This window comes from Streptomyces aurantiacus (genome assembly GCF_001418335.1).
In the GTDB taxonomy this organism is placed as follows: Bacteria; Actinomycetota; Actinomycetes; order Streptomycetales; family Streptomycetaceae; genus Streptomyces; species Streptomyces aurantiacus.
Genome location: NZ_LIPP01000183.1, coordinates 21,044 through 42,802, shown reverse-complemented (window position 1 = coordinate 42,802; position 21,759 = coordinate 21,044). Strand labels below are relative to the sequence as shown.

The 21,759-nt window shown below is 70.2% G+C and carries 16 protein-coding genes; 13 read left to right on the top strand and 3 right to left on the bottom strand.

Annotated features, from left to right (window positions below; translation table 11 throughout):
- Nucleotides 1-20: 20 nt before the first annotated feature.
- The 4 genes from AOK01_RS23815 (at nt 21) to AOK01_RS23800 (ending at nt 6,432) form a co-directional block, all read left to right on the top strand.
- A complete protein-coding gene (locus AOK01_RS23815) occupies nt 21-1,358 on the top strand; it encodes an ABC transporter substrate-binding protein (protein WP_055515004.1) in 1,338 nt (445 codons plus the stop codon).
- Between the two features lie 53 nt (nt 1,359-1,411).
- Complete coding sequence (locus tag AOK01_RS23810; RefSeq protein ID WP_055515002.1) at nt 1,412-3,454, top strand: beta-galactosidase; 2,043 nt, start codon at nt 1,412-1,414, stop codon at nt 3,452-3,454.
- Nucleotides 3,455-3,590: 136 nt separating this feature from the next.
- Nucleotides 3,591-5,645 (top strand): RICIN domain-containing protein, encoded by a 2,055-nt coding sequence (locus tag AOK01_RS23805; RefSeq protein WP_055515000.1) that lies wholly within the window; start codon nt 3,591-3,593, stop codon nt 5,643-5,645.
- Nucleotides 5,646-5,997: 352 nt separating this feature from the next.
- On the top strand, nt 5,998-6,432 hold the full coding sequence (locus AOK01_RS23800) for an ATP-binding protein (RefSeq protein ID WP_055514998.1): 435 nt from the start codon (nt 5,998-6,000) through the stop codon (nt 6,430-6,432).
- Between the two features lie 52 nt (nt 6,433-6,484).
- Here AOK01_RS23800 and AOK01_RS23795 read toward each other — a convergent pair whose 3' ends face one another.
- On the bottom strand, nt 6,485-6,856 hold the full coding sequence (locus AOK01_RS23795; RefSeq protein WP_055514995.1) for a PRC-barrel domain-containing protein: 372 nt from the start codon (nt 6,854-6,856) through the stop codon (nt 6,485-6,487).
- Between the two features lie 218 nt (nt 6,857-7,074).
- Between AOK01_RS23795 and AOK01_RS23790 the strand changes: the two genes are divergently transcribed.
- Both AOK01_RS23790 and AOK01_RS23785 read left to right on the top strand, forming a co-directional pair.
- Nucleotides 7,075-7,245, top strand: a complete 171-nt coding sequence (locus tag AOK01_RS23790) for a hypothetical protein (protein WP_055514993.1) — start codon at nt 7,075-7,077, stop codon at nt 7,243-7,245.
- 47 nt (nt 7,246-7,292) lie between these two features.
- Nucleotides 7,293-7,865, top strand: a complete 573-nt coding sequence (locus AOK01_RS23785) for a Dps family protein (protein ID WP_055514991.1) — start codon at nt 7,293-7,295, stop codon at nt 7,863-7,865.
- Between the two features lie 302 nt (nt 7,866-8,167).
- Here the strand turns inward: AOK01_RS23785 and AOK01_RS23780 are convergent, their stop codons facing one another.
- Entirely contained in the window at nt 8,168-9,109 is a 942-nt protein-coding gene (locus AOK01_RS23780) for a SigB/SigF/SigG family RNA polymerase sigma factor (protein ID WP_055514988.1), read from the bottom strand.
- Between the two features lie 351 nt (nt 9,110-9,460).
- Between AOK01_RS23780 and AOK01_RS23775 the strand changes: the two genes are divergently transcribed.
- The 3 genes from AOK01_RS23775 to AOK01_RS23765 all read left to right on the top strand — a co-directional run bounded on the left by AOK01_RS23775 (nt 9,461) and on the right by AOK01_RS23765 (nt 17,654).
- Nucleotides 9,461-10,339: a SigB/SigF/SigG family RNA polymerase sigma factor gene (locus AOK01_RS23775; RefSeq protein WP_190854469.1), complete on the top strand. Its 879-nt coding sequence runs from the start codon at nt 9,461-9,463 to the stop codon at nt 10,337-10,339.
- A 438-nt stretch (nt 10,340-10,777) separates the two neighbouring features.
- Nucleotides 10,778-15,055 (top strand): HAMP domain-containing protein, encoded by a 4,278-nt coding sequence (locus AOK01_RS23770; protein WP_055514983.1) that lies wholly within the window; start codon nt 10,778-10,780, stop codon nt 15,053-15,055.
- A gap of 91 nt (nt 15,056-15,146) precedes the next feature.
- The gene (locus AOK01_RS23765; RefSeq protein ID WP_055514981.1) at nt 15,147-17,654 is read left to right on the top strand and encodes a SpoIIE family protein phosphatase; all 2,508 of its coding nucleotides are present in this window, start codon (nt 15,147-15,149) and stop codon (nt 17,652-17,654) included.
- An 81-nt stretch (nt 17,655-17,735) separates the two neighbouring features.
- Here the strand turns inward: AOK01_RS23765 and AOK01_RS23760 are convergent, their stop codons facing one another.
- The gene (locus AOK01_RS23760; protein ID WP_055514979.1) at nt 17,736-18,704 is read right to left on the bottom strand and encodes an alpha/beta hydrolase; all 969 of its coding nucleotides are present in this window, start codon (nt 18,702-18,704) and stop codon (nt 17,736-17,738) included.
- A 271-nt stretch (nt 18,705-18,975) separates the two neighbouring features.
- Between AOK01_RS23760 and AOK01_RS23755 the strand changes: the two genes are divergently transcribed.
- From AOK01_RS23755 to AOK01_RS23740, 4 genes are all read left to right on the top strand, one after another.
- On the top strand, nt 18,976-19,437 hold the full coding sequence (locus AOK01_RS23755; protein ID WP_055515062.1) for a transcriptional regulator, SarA/Rot family: 462 nt from the start codon (nt 18,976-18,978) through the stop codon (nt 19,435-19,437).
- Nucleotides 19,438-19,499: 62 nt separating this feature from the next.
- Nucleotides 19,500-20,045, top strand: a complete 546-nt coding sequence (locus tag AOK01_RS23750; protein WP_055514977.1) for a GNAT family N-acetyltransferase — start codon at nt 19,500-19,502, stop codon at nt 20,043-20,045.
- A gap of 91 nt (nt 20,046-20,136) precedes the next feature.
- Nucleotides 20,137-20,610, top strand: a complete 474-nt coding sequence (locus tag AOK01_RS23745) for a carboxymuconolactone decarboxylase family protein (RefSeq protein ID WP_055514974.1) — start codon at nt 20,137-20,139, stop codon at nt 20,608-20,610.
- Nucleotides 20,611-20,712: 102 nt separating this feature from the next.
- Nucleotides 20,713-21,663: a TauD/TfdA dioxygenase family protein gene (locus AOK01_RS23740; protein ID WP_055514973.1), complete on the top strand. Its 951-nt coding sequence runs from the start codon at nt 20,713-20,715 to the stop codon at nt 21,661-21,663.
- Nucleotides 21,664-21,759 lie beyond the last annotated feature (96 nt).

Sequence of the window (21,759 nt, the reverse complement as noted above, 5' to 3'; positions counted from 1 at the left end):
GAAGAAGTGGAAGCACCTTCATGCGCAGAAAGACCAGCCGCCTGATGCGCGGCCTCGCCGTCCTCTCCGTCCTCGCCCTGGGCGCCACCGCCTGCGGCGGCTCCGACGACGACAGCTCCGGCCAGAAGCCGGTCTCCGCCGACGACGTCCAGGCGGCCCTCAAGAAGGGCGGCTCGGTCACGGTCTGGGCCTGGGAGCCCACGCTCAAGACGGTCGCCGCCGACTTCCAGAAGAAGTACCCCAAGGTCAAGATCAACCTGGTCGGCGAGCGGTCCGGCGACAAGCACTACACCGCGCTGTCGAACGCCATCTCGGCCAAGAAGGGCGTCCCCGACGTCTCGCAGGTCGAGTACTTCGCGCTCGGCCAGTACTCCCTCACCAAGGGCCTGACCGACCTGGCCTCCTTCGGCGCCGACAAGCTCAAGGACAAGTACACCCCCGGTCCGTGGAACGCGGTGAGCGAGGGTGACAAGGTCTACGGCCTGCCGATGGACTCCGGCCCCATGGCGCTGTTCTACAACAAGAAGGTCTTCGACAAGTACAAGATCGCGGTGCCGACCACCTGGGACGAGTACGTCGACGCGGCCCGCAAGCTGCACAAGGCCGACCCCAAGGTCTACATCGCCAACGACGCCGGTGACGCGGGCTTCACCACCAGCATGCTGTGGCAGGCCGGTTCGCGTCCCTACAAGGTCGACGGCACGAAGGTGAGCGTCGACTTCTCCGACGCGGGCGCCAAGAAGTACACCGACACCTGGCAGCAGCTGATCGACGAGAAGCTCGTCTCGCCGATCAACGGCTGGACCGACGACTGGTACAAGGGCCTGGGCGACGGCACCATCGCCACCCTCGCCAGCGGTGCCTGGATGCCCGCCAACTTCACCACCGGCGTCCCGAACGCCTCCGGTGACTGGCGCGCGGCGCCCATGCCGGCCTGGACCAAGGGCGACAAGGCGAGCGCGGAGAACGGCGGCAGCTCCCTGGCCCTGCCCGCGCTCGGCAAGAACAAGGAACTCGCCTACGCCTTCGTCGAGTACGCCAACTCCGGTGCAGGCGTGCAGAGCCGTGTGAAGGAGGGCGCCTTCCCGGCGACCACCGCCGAGCTCAAGAACGACGCGTTCCTCGACACCGAGTTCAAGTACTTCGGCGGCCAGAAGGCCAACACCGTCTTCGCCGACTCCGCCGCCAACGTCGCCGACGACTGGTCGTACCTGCCCTTCCAGCAGTACGCCAACTCGATCTTCAACGACACCGTCGGCAAGGCCTACGTGGGCAACACCAAGCTCGCCGACGGCCTGAAGTCCTGGCAGGACGCCTCCGTCAAGTACGGCAAGGAGCAGGGCTTCACCGTCGAGTAGACGAGACGAGCCCTCCCCCGCGCCGCCCGCCGTTGAACCCCGGAAGGACCACGATGATCTCCACCCTCCTGTCCCAGCTGGACGGGCCGGACGGTGACCGCACCCCACGCCTCGCGTACGGCGCCGACTACAACCCCGAGCAGTGGCCTCGCGAGGTGTGGGAGGAGGACGTCCGGCTGATGCGTGAGGCCGGCGTCAACCTGGTCTCCGTGGGGATCTTCTCCTGGGCCCGCATCCAGCCGGACCGGGACCGGTGGGACTTCGGCTGGCTCGACGAGGTCATGGACCTGCTGCACGCGGGCGGCATCGGGGTCGACCTGGCCACCGCCACCGCGTCCCCGCCGCCCTGGCTCACCACGGCGCACCCGGAGATCCTTCCGGTGACCGCCGCCGGTGAGACGGTGTGGCCGGGGGCGCGGCAGCACTGGCGGCCCACCTCGCCGGTCTTCCGCGAGCACGCGCTGCGCCTGGTGCGGACGATGGCCGAGCGGTACGCGGGCCATCCCGCGCTGGTGGCCTGGCACGTCTCCAATGAGCTGGGCTGCCACAACGTCTACGACTACTCGGACGACGCGGCCCGTGCCTTCCGCGACTGGCTGCGCGCCCGCTACACCACCCTCGACGCCCTCAACCACGCCTGGGGCACGGCCTTCTGGTCGCAGCGCTACAGCGGCTGGGAGCAGATCCTGCCGCCCCGGCTGGCCGCCTCCCACCCGAACCCCACGCAGCAGCTGGACTTCAAGCGCTTCTCGTCCGACGCGCTGAAGGAGTACCTGGTCGCGGAGCGGGACGTGCTGCGGGAGATCACGCCGGACGTGCCGGTCACCACCAACTTCATGGTGATGGGCGGCACCAAGGGCATGAACTACCCGGACTGGGCGGGCGAGATCGACTTCGTCTCCAACGACCACTACGTCCACCCGGGCCCGCAGGACCGGGCCGAGCTGTCCTTCTCGGCCAACCTCACCAGCGGTATCGCGGCCGGCCGGCCGTGGTTCCTGATGGAACACTCCACCAGCGCGGTCAACTGGCAGCCCGTCAACGTGGCCAAGCGCCCCGGCGACCTGGCCCGCGACTCGCTGCTGCATGTCGCGCACGGCGCCGACGCCGTGTGCTTCTTCCAGTGGCGCCAGTCGGCCGCGGGCGCCGAGAAGTACCACTCCGCGATGGTGCCGCACGCCGGCGCCGACAGCGAGGTCTTCCGCGCGGTCGTCGAACTGGGGCAGACCCTCAAGGCACTGGCACCGGTCGCCGGCTCCGAGCGCGAACCGGCCCGGGTGGGGATCGTCTACGACTGGGAGTCGTGGTGGGCGAGCGAGCAGGACTCGCACCCCAGCGCCCTCCTCGACTACCGCCAGGAGGCCCTGGACTGGTACGCGGCGCTGCACACCCTGGGCATCCGGGCCGACGTGGTGACCACCACGACCGACCTCGACCGGTACGACGTCCTGATCACCCCGGTGCTGCACGTGGTCCCGGCGCCGCTGGCCAAGGAGCTCACGCGGTACGTCGAGTCCGGCGGGCACCTGGTCAGCACGTACTTCTCCGGAGTCGTCGACGAGAACGACCACATCTGGCTGGGCGGCCACCCGGGCGCCCTGCGCGATGTGCTCGGCATTCGCATCGAGGAGTTCGGCCCGCTGCTCGAAGGTGACGCGGTCGAGCTGGACGGCGCCGCCACGGGCACCCTGTGGACCGACCGGATCACCGTCACCGATCCCGCGGTGGACGTGCTGGCCCACTACCGCACCGGCGCGTACGCGGGGCGGCCCGCCGTCACCCGCCGTGCGGTGGGGCGGGGCTCGGCCGCGTACGTCTCCACCCGGCTCGGCGCCGAGGGTCTCGCCGGTCTGCTGCCGGCGCTGCTCGGCCCGGCCGGCGTGGCGAGCGAACTGCCCGAGGGCGCGCGGGGATCGGTCGAGCTGACCGTACGCCGCGGACCGGACGGACGCTTCCTGTTCCTGGTCAACCGGACCGACGAGAGCGTGGCCCTGACCGGCCTCGCCGGAGAGGTCCTGGTCGGCGACACGGACGCCGGGGGCGGTCTCGTCCTGGGGCCCAGGGACGTCGCCGTACTGCGCCGGCCGGCCACCTGAGCAACCACCCGAACGCACAGCCCTGCCCGCATCACCGGCTCCTCGAACGGCTCCGCACCCGTTCGAGGGCGACCCCTCCCGCCCGGCGGACGGGAGGTCCACCGCGCAGCGACCACTCGGCAGTTGGGAGCACACGATGGCACGTCGTACCCGCAGCAGACGCCTCCTCGGAGCAGCAGGCCTCACCGCACTGGTCACCGGGGCCGCACTGGTCCCGGCCCCGTCGTCCACCGCGCAGGGTGCGGCGGCGGGCACGGCCTCGGTCACCGTCCGGCCCGATCCCTCGTACGAGCAGGAGAAGTTCGAGGGCTGGGGCACCAGCCTGGTCTGGTTCGCCAACGCGACCGGCGGCTACCCCAAGGAGATACGCGAGAAGCTCGCGAAGCTCCTCTTCGGGGACGACGGCCTCGCGTTGAACATCGCCCGCTACAACATCGGCGGTGGCAACGCCCCGGACGTCAAGGACTATCTGCGCGCCGGTGGAGCGGTGCAGGGCTGGTGGAAGGCGCCGGCCGGCACCACCCGCGAGGACACCGACTGGTGGCACGCCGACGACCCGGCCGCCTGGAACAAGGACGCCGACGCCACACAGCGCTGGTGGGTCGGCCGCATCAAGGACGACATCGACCACTGGGAGACCTTCAGCAACTCCCCGCCGTGGTTCATGACGAAGAGCGGCTACGTCTCCGGCGGGTTCAACGCCACCGAGGACCAGCTCAAGCCGGAGTCCGTCGACGACTTCGCCGCCTATCTGGCGGGCGCGACCAAGCGGCTGGAGAAGGCGGAGGGCATCGACGTCGACACCGTCGACCCCTTCAACGAGCCCAACACCAACTACTGGAGCACCCGCCTGGGCGCCGACGGCGAGCCCGTCGGCGGCCGGCAGGAAGGCGCCCACATCGGGCCCGAGCTCCAGCAGAAGGTCATCGCCGCCCTGGCTCCCGCGCTGCGGAAGGCGAAGGCCGGGGCGGACATCTCCGCGATGGACGAGACCAACCCGTCCACCTTCGCGCAGAACTGGAACACCTACCCGCAGGAAGTGCGGGACCTCGTCGGGCAGATGAACGTCCACACCTACGGCACCGGGCAGCGCACCACCGTACGGGACCTGGCCAAGGCGGCCGGCAAACCGCTGTGGATGAGCGAGGTCGACGGCGACTGGGGTGACGGCCAGAGCTTCACGGACATGCGGCCGGGCCTGGGCCTCGCCCAGCGCATCGTCGACGACCTGCGTGAACTGGAGCCGAAGGCCTGGGTGTTCTGGCAGCCCGTCGAGGACTACGACAACATGAAGCCGGGCGGCGAGTCCGCCAAGGGCGGCAACTGGGGCACGATCCAGCTCTCGTTCAGCTGCACGTCGAAGGACACCCTCGCGTCGTGCCCCGTCCACACCAACACGAAGTTCGACACCGCCCGCAACTTCACGCACTACATCAAGCCCGGTGACCGGCTGATCAAGACGGACGACACGTCCAGCGCCGCCGCCGTCACCAAGAAGGGCGACGGGGCGACGGTCGTCCACGTCAACAGCACCACCGAGGCCCGCGCGGTCACGGTCGACCTGTCGAAGTTCGGCAAGGTGGGCCGCGACGCCACCGTCACCCCCGTCGTGACCAGCGCCGACGGCAAGCTGGACCGCCACAGGGCCATCGAGGTCAGTGACCGTGAGGCCACCTTCACGGTGCCCGCGCAGTCCGTGACCTCCTTCGTCGTCAAGGGTGTCTCGGGTGTCGCGAAGGACGCCGCCGAACTGCGCAAGGGCCACACCTACGAGCTGACCGGCGTGCAGAGCGGCAAGGCGCTCACCGTCGCCGGCAACGGCACGGACCTCGTCATCAGGAGCGCGACGGCGCAGGCGGCCGGTCAGCAGTGGAAGCTGCGCAAGATCTCCGGTGACACCGGCAACCGACAGCGGTACGTGTTCTCCAACCCGGTGGAGGGCAAGCGGCTGGCCGTCCGTGACGGCGCCCCCGTACTGGAGAGCGACACGGGCCCGCGCGACCGGGCCACCCAGTGGATCATGTCGTCGACCGGCGACGGCACCTGGACCCTCGTCAACGCGGCCACCGGACGACTCCTGGAGGTCGGCGGGCAGGCCACGCACGAGGGTGCCTCGGTGACCCTGTGGACGCCCAACTCCGGTGCCAACCAGCGCTGGAAGGTCGCGGAGGTGCCCGACCCTGTTTCCTAGCGGCCGCGCGGCAGCGGGTGGCGGTCGCGTCGGGCGGTCGCCCCCGCCTCCGCTGGGCCGTACCCGCTCCGGGATCGAGAACGGACGACACAGTGACACACAGTCACTGTGCAGTCCGTTCTCGGTCCCGGACCCCGTTCGGGCATCACCCGTCCGTGGCACTCATGACTCCATTCGTTCGTGGTACTCGCCGGCCACAAGGGAAATCACGTACGCGGGACCACCGCATTCCGGTTTGCCCACCATCCCCGCCGGACCCGGACGAGGAGTAAGCCTCTCCCCGTCGGGAAGCAGCAGCGGTGGAAGCACGGAATCAGCACAGCCCTGCGGGGAACGGGCTGGGGAAGGCGTAATGGCGACCGAGCCGCGTTGGGACGACAAACTGCCTTCTGACGAGATGTACACCTGGACGACCACCTTCACCGGCGAGCTGCCCAATGTGACGGGTGCACGCCTCGCCGCGGAGGAGTTTCTGCTTGCGCTCACCCGCAGGTCACCACCGGCGGCCCCCGAGCACTGGGACGACATCCTGCTGGTCGTCACGGAGCTGGCGGCCAATGTGGTGCAGTACGCGCCGGGCCCGTTCGAGCTGCGGCTGCGGCGCACGTACGACGGCGTGCATGTGACCGTGCACGACACCAGCACCACACCTCCCGCCCCGCGCCCCTTCCATCCCGGCGGGGGCGACGGGGGCGTCGGGTGGCACCTGATCCACACGCTGTGTGAACAGGTGAGTGTGGTGGTGACCGACGAGGGCAAGGACATCCACGTGTTCCTGCCCTGGTGAGGTCCCCCCCGGCGGACCGCCCCGGCAGTGGCGGGCCGCCCTGCGGACCGGATCAGGTCGTGGGCGCCTGTCGTGGAGGCAGGCTCCGGTAGTAGTCGCCCACTCCGGCGAGATATGCGGGATCCAGCGTCTCGCGGTCGGTCCGGAACCGGGGCGCGGCCTTGATCTCCTCCTCGGTGCACTCCACCCGGATCTCCCGGGCCTCCGGGTCTATGGCGGTGACAACGCCCACAGGGATCAGCACACTCCTGCCGAACAGCCAGCCTCCGGTGTCGACGATCAGGTGCCGCATCCCTGACGCGTCCACCTGCCGGTCCACGTACCCGATCGTTCCGTCGGCCGCGACGACCGTGAACCCCTTGAGCAGCACTCCCTCCGCGTGCCCGCTGACCGATGCGTACGACCAGATTCTGTCGGTGGTCACGTCGCTCCCCTCCTCGCGTGGTCGAGTTCCGAGCGGAGTACCGCGGCCGGTGTGCGCCGCCCGCCGTTCTCCTCGGGCAGCAAATACCCTGCTGCCCGATCGGCATTCCCAACGATTTCCTCATGGCGGCCGCATACGGCCCGCGGTCCTTCAGGAATCCAAGCGGGAGGCGTACCACCCGGAAACAGGGGAACTTGGAGTGCTGGAGGTTGATATCGATGGTTCCCACTCTTCTTGTCCTTCTGCTCGCCCTGATCCTTTTCGGCGCGGGTTTCGCACTCAAGGTGCTGTGGTGGATCGCGGTTGTCGTGCTGGTCGTCTGGCTGCTCGGCTTCGTCGTGCGTCCGACCGCCGCCGGTGGCCGCCGTGGACGGTGGTACCGCTGGTAAAAGGGCATGGGCCCCGAACAGCGAGATCTCTCAGGGAGGAATGAGGAATGACGTCGTCTCGAACCGAGCCCAAGTACACCGTTCCCGGACTCAGCACCCAGGACGGCGGGAAGGTAATCGATCTGCTCAGGCTGCGGCTGCACGCACTCAATGACCTCTCGCTCACGCTGAAGCACATTCACTGGAATGTGGTCGGCCCGCATTTCATCGCCATCCACGAAATGCTCGACCCACAGGTGGATCGAGTCCGGGGCATGGCCGACGACATCGCCGAGCGCGTCTCCGCGCTGGGCGGTGTGCCCGTGGGCACGCCAGGAACCCTCGTCGCCGAGCGGACCTGGGACGACTACAAGGTCGGGCGGGCCGACGCGATCGCCCATCTCGGTGCCCTCGACCTGGTGTACACGGGCATCGTCGAGAGTCACCGTGCCGCACTGGCCGAGGTCGGCAAGTTCGACCCGGTGACGGAGGACCTCCTCCTGGAGCAGCTGCGCTCCCTCGAACAGTTCCAGTGGTTCGTGCGCGCGCATCTCGAAAGCTCCGGCGGAGTCCTCACCACGGCAGGCGCCCGGACCGAGAGCCAGGCCGCGCACGCGGCCGAGCGGGACGGCGCGCAGTAGCAGCAGTAGCAGCAGTAGAAAGGGCCCAGCAGAAAGGCCTGTCACATGTGGGGCCCGGATCCATTACGCGTAATGGATCCGGGCCCCACATGTGTGTCGTGATGTGTGTCGTGACGTGTGCCGCATGTGTGTCATGTGTGCCGCGGTCGTACGTCGGTGTCGTACGTCGGTCCGGGCCGGCCGCACCTGTGTGCGGCCGGCCCGGACAGTTCACCGCGCGACAGCGTCTCCGGCGTCATGGGTGTCCGCCAGGGGGAGATCCTGGCGGGACGGCGCGGGCGGGCCGGGGACCGCGGGTCGCGTCACTTGCCCTCCGTACGGCCGTTGCCCTCCGTACGGCCGTCGGCGGCGCCGCGGCCGGAGCGGGACGGTCCGCCCAGTGCCTCGTCCCTCACCCGTGCGCAGCTGCGCGTGATGAGTCGCGAGACGTGCATCTGGGAGATGCCGAGCCGGTCGGCTATGCGGTTCTGCGTCATGTCCTCGAAGAAGCGCATGTACAGGATGTCCCGCTCCCGTTCCGGCAGCCGGCGGAGTCCTTCCTTCGCCGCTTCGCGGTCCACGACCACGTCGTAGGAGGAGTCGGGGTCGCCCAGGGTGTCCGCGAGGCTGTAGTTGTCGTCCGTGGACGACAGTTCGGCGTCCAGGGACAGCGTGCTAAAGCTCTCCATCGCCTCCATCCCCGCGGCGACCTCGTCCTCCGTCAGCCCCGCGTGCGCCGCTATCTCGGCCGTCGTCGGCTCGGGCGCCCCCGGGTTGAGCGTGAGGTCACGGCGGGCGAGCCGCACCTTGTTGCGCAGCTCCTGTACCCGGCGGGGCACCCTCAGCGCCCACATGCGGTCACGGAAGTGCCGCTTCACCTCACCCGTGATGGTGGGCACGGCATAGCTCTCGAACGCCCCGCGGGAGGGGTCGAACCGGTCTATGGCCTTCACCAGACCGACCGCCGCGACCTGGCGCAGGTCCTCGATGTTCTCGCCCCGGTCGCGGAACCGGCCGGCGATGCGGTGGGCCATGGGCAGCCATGCCGTCGCCAACTCGTCGCGGACGGCGTCCCGCTCGGGTCCGTCCTCCAACGCGGTCAGCCGGGCGAAGTCGGTCGCCGAGTCAGGGGCGTCGTCGTGCGAATGCCGCACTGTGGCGGACCGGGCGGGCGGGCCTGTCACCTCTGCCGTCTCCGCGGACTCGGGCTTCTCCTCGGCGGACACGGGTTCCTCAAGGCGGCTTGTCGACAAGTCGATACGCATGCGGATTCGCTCCTGAACAAGTGGCTTGCGAGGGGATGCCGCAGGGCGGTGACGTCCGGATACACCGGAGCGCCACCGCAGCCGGCTGAACCGTTCCTGCGGGCGTGCCTCCGGTCCGAAGCACGAAATTCCGCTTTCCCTGACTTCCCGGGGAGAAACACCGCGTCTCGAAATCGACGGCGCGGCGTCCTGATGTCCCTGCACGGGAACCGGAGGGAGAAGGGCTTGGGCGTCGACTTCAGGCCAGATCCTCCGCGGATCCGCGCTCCTTCGGAACTCGTGGGCATGAGCCGTGTGAAGGAGGGCAGACGGCGTGTGTCAGTAACGGCGACGGTGAGTGGGGTGGACGGCATGGCAGCCGTGACGGCAGTCGGAGCAACGGCCACGGCGCAGCGGACCCGGATGATGGACGAGACGGAACTGCCTCTCATCGAGGACCCGTCACGCATCAAGCCCAAGGACGCCCGGGATCTGTCCCGGCAGTTCTTCGACCGCCTGGCCGTGCTGGAGGAAGGCACCCACGAATACCAGTACGCGCGCAACACCCTGATCGAGATGAACGTGTCCCTCGTGCGGTACGCGGCCTCCCGGTTCCGGGGCCGGGGCGACTCGATGGAGGACATCGTCCAGGTCGGCACCATCGGGCTCATCAAGGCCATCGACCGGTTCGAGCTGTCGCGCGAGGTGGAGTTCACCTCCTTCGCCGTTCCCTACATCGTCGGCGAGATCAAGCGGTTCTTCCGTGACACGAGCTGGGCCGTCCATGTGCCGCGCCGGCTGCAGGAGGCCCGGGTCGAGCTGGCGAAGGCCACGGAGGAACTGCGGACCCGCCTGGGGCGTACTCCCACGACCCTCGAACTGTCACAGCTCATGTCGCTGCCCGAGGCGGAGGTCATCGAGGCCCGCAAGGCGGCGAACTGCTACAACTCCTCGTCGCTCGACGCGGCCCTGGCTCCCGACAACGGCTCGCACGGCGAGTCCGTCCTGGCCGACTTCATCGGCGAGAACGACCGGTCGCTGGAGCTCGTGGAGGACCTCCACTCCCTGGCGCCCCTCGTCGCCGAGCTCGACGAGCGCCAGCGCCACATCATCCATCTGCGGTTCGTCGAGGAGCGCACACAGGCCGAGATCGGCGAGCTCCTCGGCATCTCCCAGATGCATGTGTCGCGTCTGATCAGCCGCATCATCAAGCGGCTCCGCGTCGGCCTGCTCGATCCCTCGGTGGCCTGACGCTCCTCAGAACCCCACCCGACCGGCGCTCCCCCCTACGCCGGTGGCCGAGCCCGTCGCCGCGGTCCCCCGAGCCTCTGCTCGCCGGGCCGTGACGACGGGCTCGGTCGGTGGTGGAGATGCGTGCTCCCCGGCGGCCGGGTGACGTCGTTCCGCGTTCCATGGGTCTCGACTTGCGCACGTACTGGCAGCGACTCGCCCACATACGGGCCGCGGCTGCCCCCACTCCGGCCTCGACTTGCTCACCTTCTGTCCTCGGCCCGGCGATTTCGGCACCACACTTTGTTCACAACTCGCTTACGGGATAACCTGCGGCGTATTTTCCTCGTGGGCGGACCCGTACGACGGGACATCCCACGAGGGTTTGGTCCGGCAGTGGGCCTGAAGTTCCGAGTCCCTTTTCCCGAGGGACCCATGAGGCATGGAACGAGGGTGCGCATGACCAGCCAGAGGACTGATGCCGTCGGGCGTACGCCGGGCGAGCAGGAGCTGCGGCAGCTGCTGGCCGGCCTGACCGCGGTACGGGACGGCGACTTCGGCACACGTCTGCCGGACGACGGGGACGGGCTCCTGGGCGACATCGCCACCGTCTTCAACGGCATGGTCGACCAGTTGTCGGTGTTCACCTCCGAAGTGACCCGTGTCGCCCGCGAGGTGGGCACCGAGGGCACCCTGGGCGGACAGGCGGAGGTACCGGGGGTCTCCGGGACCTGGGCCGATCTCACCGACTCGGTCAACGCCATGTCGGGCAACCTGACGACCCAGGTCCGCGACATCGCACAGGTGGCGACGGCGGTGGCCAAGGGCGACCTCTCCCAGAAGATCGACGTTCCGGCGCGCGGCGAGATCCTCCAGCTGAAGGAGACCGTCAACACGATGGTCGACCAGCTGTCCGCCTTCGCCGACGAGGTCACCCGCGTCGCCCGCGAGGTCGGCAGCGAGGGCCGGCTCGGCGGACAGGCCCAGGTGCCCGCCGTCGGTGGTGTGTGGCGCGATCTCACCGACTCGGTCAACCTGATGGCGGGCAACCTCACCGCGCAGGTCCGCAACGTCGCCCAGGTGACGACCGCGGTCGCCAGGGGCGACCTGTCCCAGAAGATCACCGTGGACGCCCGCGGCGAGATCCTCGAACTGAAGAACACCATCAACACGATGGTCGACCAGCTGTCCGCCTTCGCCGACGAAGTGACCCGCGTCGCCCGCGAGGTCGGCACCGAGGGGCGCCTCGGCGGACAGGCGGACGTCAAGGGAGTCAAGGGCACCTGGCGTGACCTGACCGACTCCGTGAACTTCATGGCCGGCAACCTCACCGCACAGGTCCGCAACGTCGCCCAGGTGGCGACCGCGGTCGCCAGGGGCGACCTGTCCCAGAAGATCACCGTGGACGCCCGCGGCGAGATGCTCGCGCTGAAGGAGACCCTCAACACGATGGTGGACCAGTTGTCCGCCTTCGCCGACGAGGTGACACGCGTCGCCCGGGAGGTCGGCACCGCCGGCAACCTGGGCGGGCAGGCCACCGTCCGCGGGGTCTCGGGCACCTGGAAGGACCTCACCGACAACGTCAACGTGATGGCGTCGAACCTGACGGGCCAGGTCCGCTCGATCGCCCAGGTCGCCGCGGCCGTCGCCCGCGGGGACCTCTCCCAGCGGATCACCGTGGAGGCCAAGGGCGAGGTCGCCGCCCTGGCGGACGTCATCAACACCATGGTCGACACCCTGTCCGCGTTCGCCGACGAGGTCACCCGCGTCGCCCGCGAGGTCGGCACCGAGGGACGCCTCGGCGGCCAGGCCCAGGTGCCGAACGTGGCGGGCACCTGGAAGGACCTGACCGACAACGTCAACTCGATGGCGGGCAACCTCACCGGTCAGGTGCGCAACATCGCCCTGGTGACGACGGCGGTGGCCAGGGGCGACCTGTCCAAGAAGATCGACGTCGACGCCCGCGGCGAGATCCTCGAACTCAAGACCACCATCAACACCATGGTCGACCAGCTCTCCGCCTTCGCCGCCGAGGTCACCCGCGTCGCCCGCGAGGTCGGCAGCGAGGGCCGGCTCGGCGGACAGGCCGAGGTGGAGGGCGTGTCCGGAACCTGGAAGCGCCTGACGGAGAACGTCAACGAGCTCGCGGGCAACCTGACACGGCAGGTGCGTGCGATCGCCGAGGTCGCCAGCGCCGTCGCCGAGGGCGACCTGACCCGCTCGATCACCGTCGAGGCGTCGGGCGAGGTCTCCGAACTCAAGGACAACATCAACTCCATGGTGGAGTCCCTGCGCGAGACCACCCGGGCCAACCAGGAGCAGGACTGGCTCAAGTCCAACCTCGCGCGGGCGTCGGGCCTGATGCAGGGCCACCGGGACCTGTCCGTGGTGGCCGAGCTCATCATGGACGAGCTCACGCCCCTCGCCTCGGCCCAGTACGGGGCGTTCTACCTCGCGGAGGAGACCGGCAACGGCAGCGAACTGCGGCTCGTCGGCTCGTACGGCTATCCCGCCGAGGACGACCGGCCCCAGCGCATCCCGTTCGGCCGCTCGCTGGTCGGGCAGGCCGCGCGCAGCCGGCGCGCCATCACCGTCGACGAACTGCCGCCCGGGTACGTGGCCATCTCCTCGGGGCTCGGCCGGACGGTGCCGACCGCCCTGGTGGTGCTGCCCATCGTGGTGGAGGACCAGGTGCTCGGAGTCATCGAGCTGGCCTCGGTCACCCGCTTCACCCAGGTCCATCTGGACTTCCTGGAACAGCTGATGGAGACCATCGGCGTCAACGTCAACACCATCGTGGCCAACGCCCGGACCGACGAACTGCTCGACGAGTCCCAGCGGCTGACCGCCGAACTGCAGGCCCGTTCCGAGGAGTTGCAGGTCCAGCAGGACGAACTGCGGCGCTCGAACGAGGAGCTGGAGGACAAGGCCACCCTGCTGGCCGCCCAGAACAGCGACATCGAGGCGAAGAACCTGCAGATCGAGCAGGCGCGGCAGGAGCTGGAGACGCGGGCCCAGCAGTTGTCGCTGGCCTCCAAGTACAAGTCGGAGTTCCTGGCGAACATGAGCCACGAGCTGCGCACACCCCTGAACAGCCTGCTGATCCTCGCCCAGCTCCTGGCGCAGAACCCGGCCCGCAACCTCACCCCGAAGCAGGTCGAGTACGCGGGCATCATCCACTCGGCGGGCTCCGACCTGCTGCAGTTGATCAATGACATCCTCGATCTTTCGAAGGTCGAGGCGGGGAAGATGGACGTCAGCCCCGAGGTCGTCCCGCTGCGCCAGCTCCTGGAGTACGTCGAGGCCACCTTCCGGCCGATGACGACGCAGAAGAACCTGGACTTCACCGTGCGTACGGCACCCGGCGCACCCGCCGACCTGCTCACCGACGACTCCCGGCTGCGTCAGGTGCTGCGCAACCTGCTGTCGAACGCGGTCAAGTTCACCGAGCACGGCGGCGTCGAGCTGCGTATCGAACCCGCGGCCGACCACGAGGTGCCCACCGGTGTGTTCCGCGGCGGCACCATCGTCGCCTTCCGCGTGCAGGACACGGGGATCGGCATTCCGGAACAGCATCTGGAGACGATCTTCGGAGCCTTCCAGCAGGCGGACGGGACGACGAGCCGCAAGTACGGCGGCACCGGTCTCGGTCTGTCCATCACCCGGGAGATCGCACACCTGCTCGGCGGTGCCGTCACCGTCGACAGCACGCCGGGACAGGGCAGTACGTTCACGCTGTTCCTGCCCGTGGCACGCCCCGACTACGAGAACCTGGTGATCGCCGACCGCGTCCTGGAGCGGGCGACGGGCGCGGCCCCTGCCGGGCAATCGGCGGCGGACGCTCAGGGCTCGGGCCCGGCCGCCCCGGCCAGGCGCCGAAGGCGTCGGCTGCTGGTCGTCGAGGAGCGCCAACGCGGACTGCTGACCCTTGTCGCGGAGAGCGCGGTGTCGGACGTGACGCGTGGCCAGGACGCGGGCGACCCGCGCGGCACGGTCGACGTCGTCACCGCTTCCGGCGCGCACGAGGCGGCGAGCGCGCTGGCCGCGGGCCCCTGCCACTGCGTCGTGCTCGAACTCGGCATGCCCGGTGGCGAGGCGCCCCGTTTCCTGGAGGCCATGCAGGGCGACTCGGCGCTCGCGAACGTGCCGGTGCTCGTCCACAGCGGTCACCGCGCGGACCTGGCACAGGAACAGGCGCTCCAGAACCGCTCCGGCACGCGTGCCCTGGAGTTCCTGTCCAGCCTGGACGAACTGCGTGAGCGCATCGCGCTGCACCTCTCCGCCGAGGAGCTGGGGGACGTGCCCTCCCTGGCCCGCGTGGAGGAGCCGCGGTCCGACACGCCGCACACCGTCGAGGACGCCTTCGCCGGCCGTACGGTGCTGGTGGTCGACGACGACGCGCGCAACCTCTTCGCGCTGAGCGGGATCCTGGAGCTGCAGGGGTTCCGGGTGCTGCACGCGGACAACGGCCGCAAGGGCATCGAGAAGCTGGTCGCCCATCCCGACGTCGCGCTCGTCCTGATGGACGTGATGATGCCGGAGATGGACGGCTACGCCGCCACGGCCGAGATCCGCAAGATGCCTCGGTACGCGGGGCTTCCCATCATCGCCGTCACGGCGAAGGCGATGCCCGGCGACCGGGAGAAGAGCCTCGCCTCGGGGGCCAGTGACTACGTCACCAAGCCGGTCGACACGGAGGACCTCATCGCCTGTGTCCGTCGTTGGCTGCCCGCGTGAGTGACGGCGCCCGGCCGTGCGTGCGCGCCGGCCGGGCGCCGGCCCCGCGCCCTGCCCCCATGGGCACCCCCGCCGAGGAGCAAATGGCATCGTGAGCCTTCCTGAACAGCGCCCTGATCCGACCGAGGACGACGCGGCTGACACTGACGACACGGCCGACGCCGCCGGCACCGACGACACGGCCGGGACGCCCGCGGACGAGCAGTCCGCCCTCGCCTCCCTCACCACCGACTACCCGGTGGGGAAGCTGGCCGCCACGGTCGAACGCCTGCGCCGCGAGGTGCGGGCGGCCCAGGCACAGGCCGACGGGCGTGCCCTGATCGAACTCGCCAAGGGCATCCTGGTCGAGCGGCTGGGCTGCGGACCGGCCCAGGCCGCCCGCCAGCTCGCCGAGCTCGCCGACCAGGCCGGGGTCACACCGCTCGAACTCGCCGTCGACGTCATCAACCAGTCCGCCCGCGACCGCCTTTCGGACGTGGCCGGTGCCTTCCTGGCCGGTGCGAAGGGTGCCGTGGGCACGGCAGGCGATCGCGAGAAGACGGCCGCCGATCCCGAGCAGACGCAGCGCTCCGCCGCCGTGCGGCTGCGGGAGGCCGAGAGCGGCGCGCTGGCGGCCCCCGACACACAGGCCGTCGCCGACTCCCTGTTCCATCACGCGCTGACCCCGCTCGGCGCGGTGGCCGTGGCCATCTGGACCGCGCGGTCCGACGGCTCCCTCACGCTGTCGGGCAGTGCCGGCTTCTCACCGGCGGAGGCCGGGCGCTGGCACTACGTACCCCCCGGGGTGGTGACGGTGGCCCGCACGAGTCTCACCGAGCGCGCGGGGCAGTGGATCCGCTCCCTCTCCGCGACCGGCCTCCCCTCCATCGGTCAGCACGACCACCCCGACGGGGGAAGGGCCGCCCTGCCCGCCGGCACCGGGGGGCGCGTCCACGGGGTCCTCGAAGTCGTCTGGCCCTCTCCCCTGGAACCGCAGCCGCCCCAGGTGGTCCGCCAGGTCGAGGCACTGGCGGAGCTGTGCGCCCACACACTGGAGACGTACGCGTTCGTGCACGGCGGTGACACCGGCAGCGAGCCCCGGGTCCTCCCGGACGCCGCCGAACTGGTCGATCTGGCCGACGGGCTGCACGACCCCGCGCTGGTCCTCGTCCCGTACGTCGACGGCGGGCACCTCGTCGACTTCCGCGTCCACCACGTCAACAGCCGCTTCCTCGACCCGGCCGGCCGCCCGCACGGCCTGATCAACGGCGCTCTGCTCCTTGAGGCCTACCCGATGGCCGCCGGGGAGAGCGAACTCTTCCAGCGGGTCGAGCGCGTCTACGCCACCGGGGAGCCGTTCCGCGCGCAACGCATGAGCCTCACCTCTCTCGTGGACCAGGTGACACTGGCGTCGGTGGCCGACATCAGCATCAGCCGCCACGGCAACAGTGTGCTGCTCATCTGGCGCATAGAGGACGAGACGGCACGGCTCGCGAGCCTGCTGCAGCACGCACAGCGGCTGGGCCGCATCGGCGGCTTCGAGGAGAACCTGCTCACGGGTGACATCACCTGGAACAGCCAGCTCTTCAGCCTGTACGGCAGGTCACCGGCGAGCGCGCCGGTGCCGCTGGAGGAACTGGCCCTGCACGCGCACCCGGACGACGCCGTCGTCATCGGCCGGTTCCTGCGCACGCTGCTCCATCACCGGCGTCCGGCGTCCGCGGCGTTCCGGCTCCGGGGCCCCGACGACGTGACCCGCCACATCCGGGTGGTGGCGGAGCCGGTGCTCGACGCCGACGGCCGGCCGTTCGTCGTGCGCGGGGCCTACCAGGACATCTCGGCCCACCACTGGACGGAGGTCGCGCTGGCCGCCACGCGGGACCAGCTCGCGCACTCCGAGCAGCAGGCGACCGAACGCAACCGGCTGACGCTGCAGTTGCAGCACGCCATCATGCCCCCGACCCAGGCGCCGCTGCGGGCTCCCCGGCTCGACGTGGCCGTCCGCTACCGGCCCGCCGAGACCGAACAGCTGGTGGGCGGCGACTGGTACGACGCGGTGGTCCTGCCGTCCGGACTCGTGCTCCTGTGCGTGGGCGACGTGGCCGGTCACGGTATGGAGGCCGCGACGAGCATGGTCGTGCTGCGGAACGCGCTGCGGGGACTTGCCGTGACGGGTGCGGGCCCCGGCCAGCTGCTGACCTGGCTCAACAGCGTGGCGCACCATCTGACGGGGTCCATCACCGCCACCGCGGTCTGCGGCATCTACGACCCGGACAGCCGTACGCTGCGCTGGGCCAGGGCAGGTCATCTGCCACCCGTGCTGGTGCGGGCCGCGGAGGCGGTGTCCCTGCCCCTGCTCAAGGGTCTGTTGCTGGGCGCGGTGCCCGAGGTGACGTACGCCGAGGACGAGGTGCAACTGGCGGTCGACGACACGCTGTTGATGTACACGGACGGTCTGATCGAGCGGCGGGACCGCACGATGCAGGAGTCCATGACCCAGCTGCTCACCACGGTCCGTACGTCACCGTGCACGCTCGACCAGCAGCTGGACCGGCTCCTCACCTACAGCAGGTCGGACACCGACGACGACACCTGCATCGTCGGGATCCGCGTGTCGTAGGAGCCCCGGGCCGCCCCCACTGTCCCTCTGGAGGCGGCCCGGGCGCGCCCGGAAGCCGGGCGACCGGACGGTCGGCCGGGGTCAGCCGGTGGCGAGGGCGCTCCTCAGCACGGTGATCGCCTGGCTGATGGCGGCACGGGCCGCGTGGGTGTCGGACAGGGCGTTGAGCATCACGAAGTCGTGGATGATGCCCTGGTAGCGGACCGCGGTGACCGGGACGCCGGCCTCGCGCAGCTTGTTGGCGTAGGCCTCGCCCTCGTCGCGCAGGACGTCGGCCTCGCCGGTGATGACGAGGGCCGCCGGCAGACCGGTGAGCTGCTCGGTGGTGGCGCGCAGCGGGGACGCGGTGATCTCGGCGCGCTGCTTCTCGTCGGTCGTGTACTGGTCCCAGAACCACTGCATGCCGTCGCGGCGCAGGAAGTACCCCTCGGCGAACTGGTGGTAGGAGCCGGTGTCGAAGGAGGCGTCGGTGACCGGGTAGAAGAGGACCTGCTGGACGAGTGTGACGTCGCCGCGCTCCTTGGCCATGAGGGTCAGGGCCGCGGCCATGTTGCCGCCGACGGAGTCGCCCGCCACCGCGACGCGGGAGGCGTCGAGGCCGTGGTCGGCGCCCGCGGTCACGACCCACTGGGCGACGGTGTAGTTCTGCTCGATGGCCACGGGGTAGCGCGCCTCGGGCGAGAGGTCGTACTCGGGGAAGACGACCGCGGCGCCCGTGCCGACGGCCAGTTCGCGCACCAGGCGGTCGTGGGTGTGGGCGTTGCCGAAGACCCAGCCCGCGCCGTGGATGTAGAGGAGCACCGGAAGGGTGCCGGTCGCTCCGGCGGGGCGGACGATCCGCGTGCGGACCTCTCCGGTGGGCCCGCCGGGGACGGTGATCCACTCCTCGTCGACGTCCGGCTTGGTGACCTCGCCCGACTGCACCTCGTCGACGGCCTTGCGGCCTTCGGCGGGGGCGAGGTCGAAGAGGTAGGGCGGGTTGGCGGTCGCCTCGGCGAAGGCCGCGGCGGCGGGCTCCAGGACGGGACGGGTGCCGGTCGTGTCGGTCATGGCGATCTCCTCGGATCTGGTGCCGTGGCAGGCTCCTCGCGGGCCTCGCCGGGAGCGGCGGCACAGCCATGACAGTAGCTCGCGATTAAGTCGTGCGCAACTTATTAGGGCACGATATGATCGAGGGGACGCGACGCTAAGATGAAGATCACTGAGCATGGAGCGACCACGTCACGGACCAGAAGACGTGGCCGCCCGGACTCGGAGCGCGGACACAAGGAGGTACGCCGTGAGCACTCCCGGAGCCGGACCGGCACAGGAGGATGCAGCCCTGCCGGCGCGAGAGGGTTCACCCCCGCCGACGCAGCACGGCTCACTCCTGCTGGAGGACCAGCTCTGCTTCGCCCTCTACGCGGCCTCCCGGGCCGTCACCGCCCGCTACCGCCCCCTGCTGGACGCGCTGGACCTGACCTACCCCCAGTACCTGGTCATGCTCGCGCTGTGGGAGCAGGACTCGATCTCCGTACGGGACCTGGGCACCGCCCTCCAGCTGGAGTCCAGCACCCTCTCGCCGCTCCTCAAGCGCCTTGAGGCGAACGGCCTGCTGCGGCGTGAGCGCAGGGCGGAGGACGAGCGTTCCGTCGCCCTGCGGCTCACCGACGCCGGAGTGCGGCTCCGGGACCGGGCGGAGACGGTCCCCCTCGCCATGGGCGAGGCGATGGGCCTGACCCCCGAACAGGACGCCACCGCCAAGCAGTTGCTCCGCCTGCTCACCGCGAACGTCACCCGCTGAGCCGGCACGCCGCCTCGTACGCGTCCTGAGCCACCCCACCGCGGCCGTGGGACGATCGGACCATGCTGCTGGAAACGCCGAGACTCGTCCTGCGCCGCTTCCGTACCGAGGACGCGGCGCCGCTGGCCTCGTACCGCTCCGATCCCTCGGTGGCCCGCTACCAGAGCTGGACCGCGCCCGTGTCCGCCGACACGGCCGCGCGGACGGTGCGGGCTTTCGCCGAAGGGTCCGCGGAGGACCCGGGATGGTTCCAGTACGCCATCGAGCTGAAGGCCGGCCGTTGTCTGGTGGGGGACGTCGGGGTCTGTCTGCACGAGAACCTGACGCAGGCCGAAATCGGCTTCACGCTGGCCGGCGACCGGCAGGGGCACGGCTATGCCGCGGAAGCGGTGGGAGTGGTGCTCGACGACCTGTTCGGGCGCCGCGGGGTGCACCGGGTCTCCGCCGAGTGCGACGCGCGCAACACCCGCTCGGCGCGGCTGCTGCTGCGGCTCGGATTCGTCCAGGAGGGTCTTCTCCGGCAGGCCACCTGGATCAAGGGCGAGTGGACGGACGACCTGCTGTTCGGCCTGCTGTCCTCCGATCGGCAGCCCTCCCCCGCGGGATGAGGGAGACGCACGTCACACGCGGTCATGTCACACCGCGCGAGCCGTTTCCGTCCTGGATGTGTAAGCCCTTACAACGGCAGAGGAGCACACCATGGAAGCGCGTCTGAACCTCATGGGCAACCCGGCCACGGCGACGTTCGTCAAGCATCTCGTCTCGGCGAACAAGGTCGTCGCGGACTCGGCGCTGCCGGCCGCGACCCAGGAGCTGGTGAAGATCCGCGCGAGCCAGATCAACGGCTGCGGAGCCTGCACCGACATGCACACCAAGGAGGCCACCGCCGCCGGGGAGACCCAGACCCGGCTCAACCTCGTCGCGGCCTGGCGGGAGGCCAAGGTCTTCACCGAGGCCGAGCGTGCCGCGCTGGAACTGGCGGAGCAGGGCACCCGCATCGCCGACGCGGCCGGCGGGGTCACCGACGAGGCATGGGCGGACGCCGCCAAGCACTACGACGAGGACCAGTTGGCCGCCCTGGTGTTCCTGATCTCCCTCATCAACGCCTTCAACCGGGCGAACGTCATCGTCCGGCAGCCCGCCGGGGACTACCGGGTCGGCCGGCTCGGATAACCGGCAGGCCGAAAGCCCCCGCCCCGAGGCCCACTGTCGCACTCCGGACGCGGGGGTCATGCTTGCTCCGACGAGTCGCCGCGCACGACCGACGGAGCAGGCATGACGACGGGCAGAGGCACATCGATCGAGGTCAGGCCGGCCGCCGGTCACATCGGCGCCGAGATCACGGGCGTCGACCTGGCCGGGGACCTGCCCGACCCGGTGGTCGCCGAGATCCGGGCGGCGGTGCTGCGCTGGAAGGTGGTGTTCTTCCGCGAGCAGCGCCTGGACCACGCCTCGCACGTCGCGTTCGCACGGCGGTTCGGCGAACCGGTCCGCCTGCGCGGACGCGGCACCGCGTCACCCGCCGACGTCCCGGAGATCGAGACGACGGCCGACCGGCTGGAACTCGGCGGGCGGTACGGCATGGACCACGACGAGTGGCTGCGCAGACGCCGCCACTCGCTGCTGCGCGGCTGGCACTGCGACCACGGCGCCCGCGTCGACCCACCGGCCGCGACGGTCCTGCGTGCCGAGACCGTGCCCCCGTACGGCGGCGACACCACCTGGTCGAACCTGGCGGCGGCCTACGCGGGACTCTCGGCACCCCTGCGGGACTTCGTCGACGGGCTGCGCGCCGAGCACCGGCTGGGGGTCGGCTACCAGGCACGGCCCGGCGAGGACGCGTACGTACGCCGTCTGCTGGACCGGCAGATCGCCTCCGAGCATCCGCTGGTGCGGGTGCACCCCGAGACGGGTGAGCGGCTGCTGTTCGTCAACGGCTACTACGTCGAGCAGATCGTGGGGCTCTCCCGCACGGAGAGCGCGCCGCTCCTTGAGATGCTGCTGGGCCAGGCGACCCGGCCCGAGTACACGGTGCGGTTCCGCTGGGAGCCGGGGAGTGTGGCCTTCTGGGACAACAGGGCCACCATCCACCTGGCTCCCGGCGACACGGCCCAGCTCGACCACCCGCGGATCATGCACCGGGTGATGCTCGCGGGCGACGTCCCGGTCGGCGTGGACGGCGAACCGTCGGCCCCGATCGTGGGAAGCGAACCGGGGCACTGGTGAGAAGCGGAGGGTCGCCCTCGTGTCGCGGTTGCGACATGTCCCACCTGTGCCACCGGAATCGAGTGACATGACATCGAGTGCCACCGGATTCTGTCC

Bases quoted from the DNA above. Each gene is read 5' to 3' on its own strand.
- AOK01_RS23775 (WP_190854469.1), top strand. From the start codon at position 9,461: ATGGCAGCCGTGACGGCAGTCGGAGCAACGGCCACGGCGCAGCGGACC.
- AOK01_RS23815 (WP_055515004.1), top strand. From the start codon at position 21: ATGCGCAGAAAGACCAGCCGCCTGATGCGCGGCCTCGCCGTCCTCTCC.
- AOK01_RS23760 (WP_055514979.1), bottom strand. From the start codon at position 18,704: ATGACCGACACGACCGGCACCCGTCCCGTCCTGGAGCCCGCCGCCGCG.
- AOK01_RS23770 (WP_055514983.1), top strand. From the start codon at position 10,778: ATGACCAGCCAGAGGACTGATGCCGTCGGGCGTACGCCGGGCGAGCAG.
- AOK01_RS23785 (WP_055514991.1), top strand. From the start codon at position 7,293: ATGACGTCGTCTCGAACCGAGCCCAAGTACACCGTTCCCGGACTCAGC.
- AOK01_RS23750 (WP_055514977.1), top strand. From the start codon at position 19,500: ATGCTGCTGGAAACGCCGAGACTCGTCCTGCGCCGCTTCCGTACCGAG.
- AOK01_RS23810 (WP_055515002.1), top strand. From the start codon at position 1,412: ATGATCTCCACCCTCCTGTCCCAGCTGGACGGGCCGGACGGTGACCGC.
- AOK01_RS23745 (WP_055514974.1), top strand. From the start codon at position 20,137: ATGGAAGCGCGTCTGAACCTCATGGGCAACCCGGCCACGGCGACGTTC.
- AOK01_RS23790 (WP_055514993.1), top strand. From the start codon at position 7,075: ATGGTTCCCACTCTTCTTGTCCTTCTGCTCGCCCTGATCCTTTTCGGC.
- AOK01_RS23805 (WP_055515000.1), top strand. From the start codon at position 3,591: ATGGCACGTCGTACCCGCAGCAGACGCCTCCTCGGAGCAGCAGGCCTC.
- AOK01_RS23780 (WP_055514988.1), bottom strand. From the start codon at position 9,109: ATGCGTATCGACTTGTCGACAAGCCGCCTTGAGGAACCCGTGTCCGCC.
- AOK01_RS23800 (WP_055514998.1), top strand. From the start codon at position 5,998: ATGGCGACCGAGCCGCGTTGGGACGACAAACTGCCTTCTGACGAGATG.
- AOK01_RS23740 (WP_055514973.1), top strand. From the start codon at position 20,713: ATGACGACGGGCAGAGGCACATCGATCGAGGTCAGGCCGGCCGCCGGT.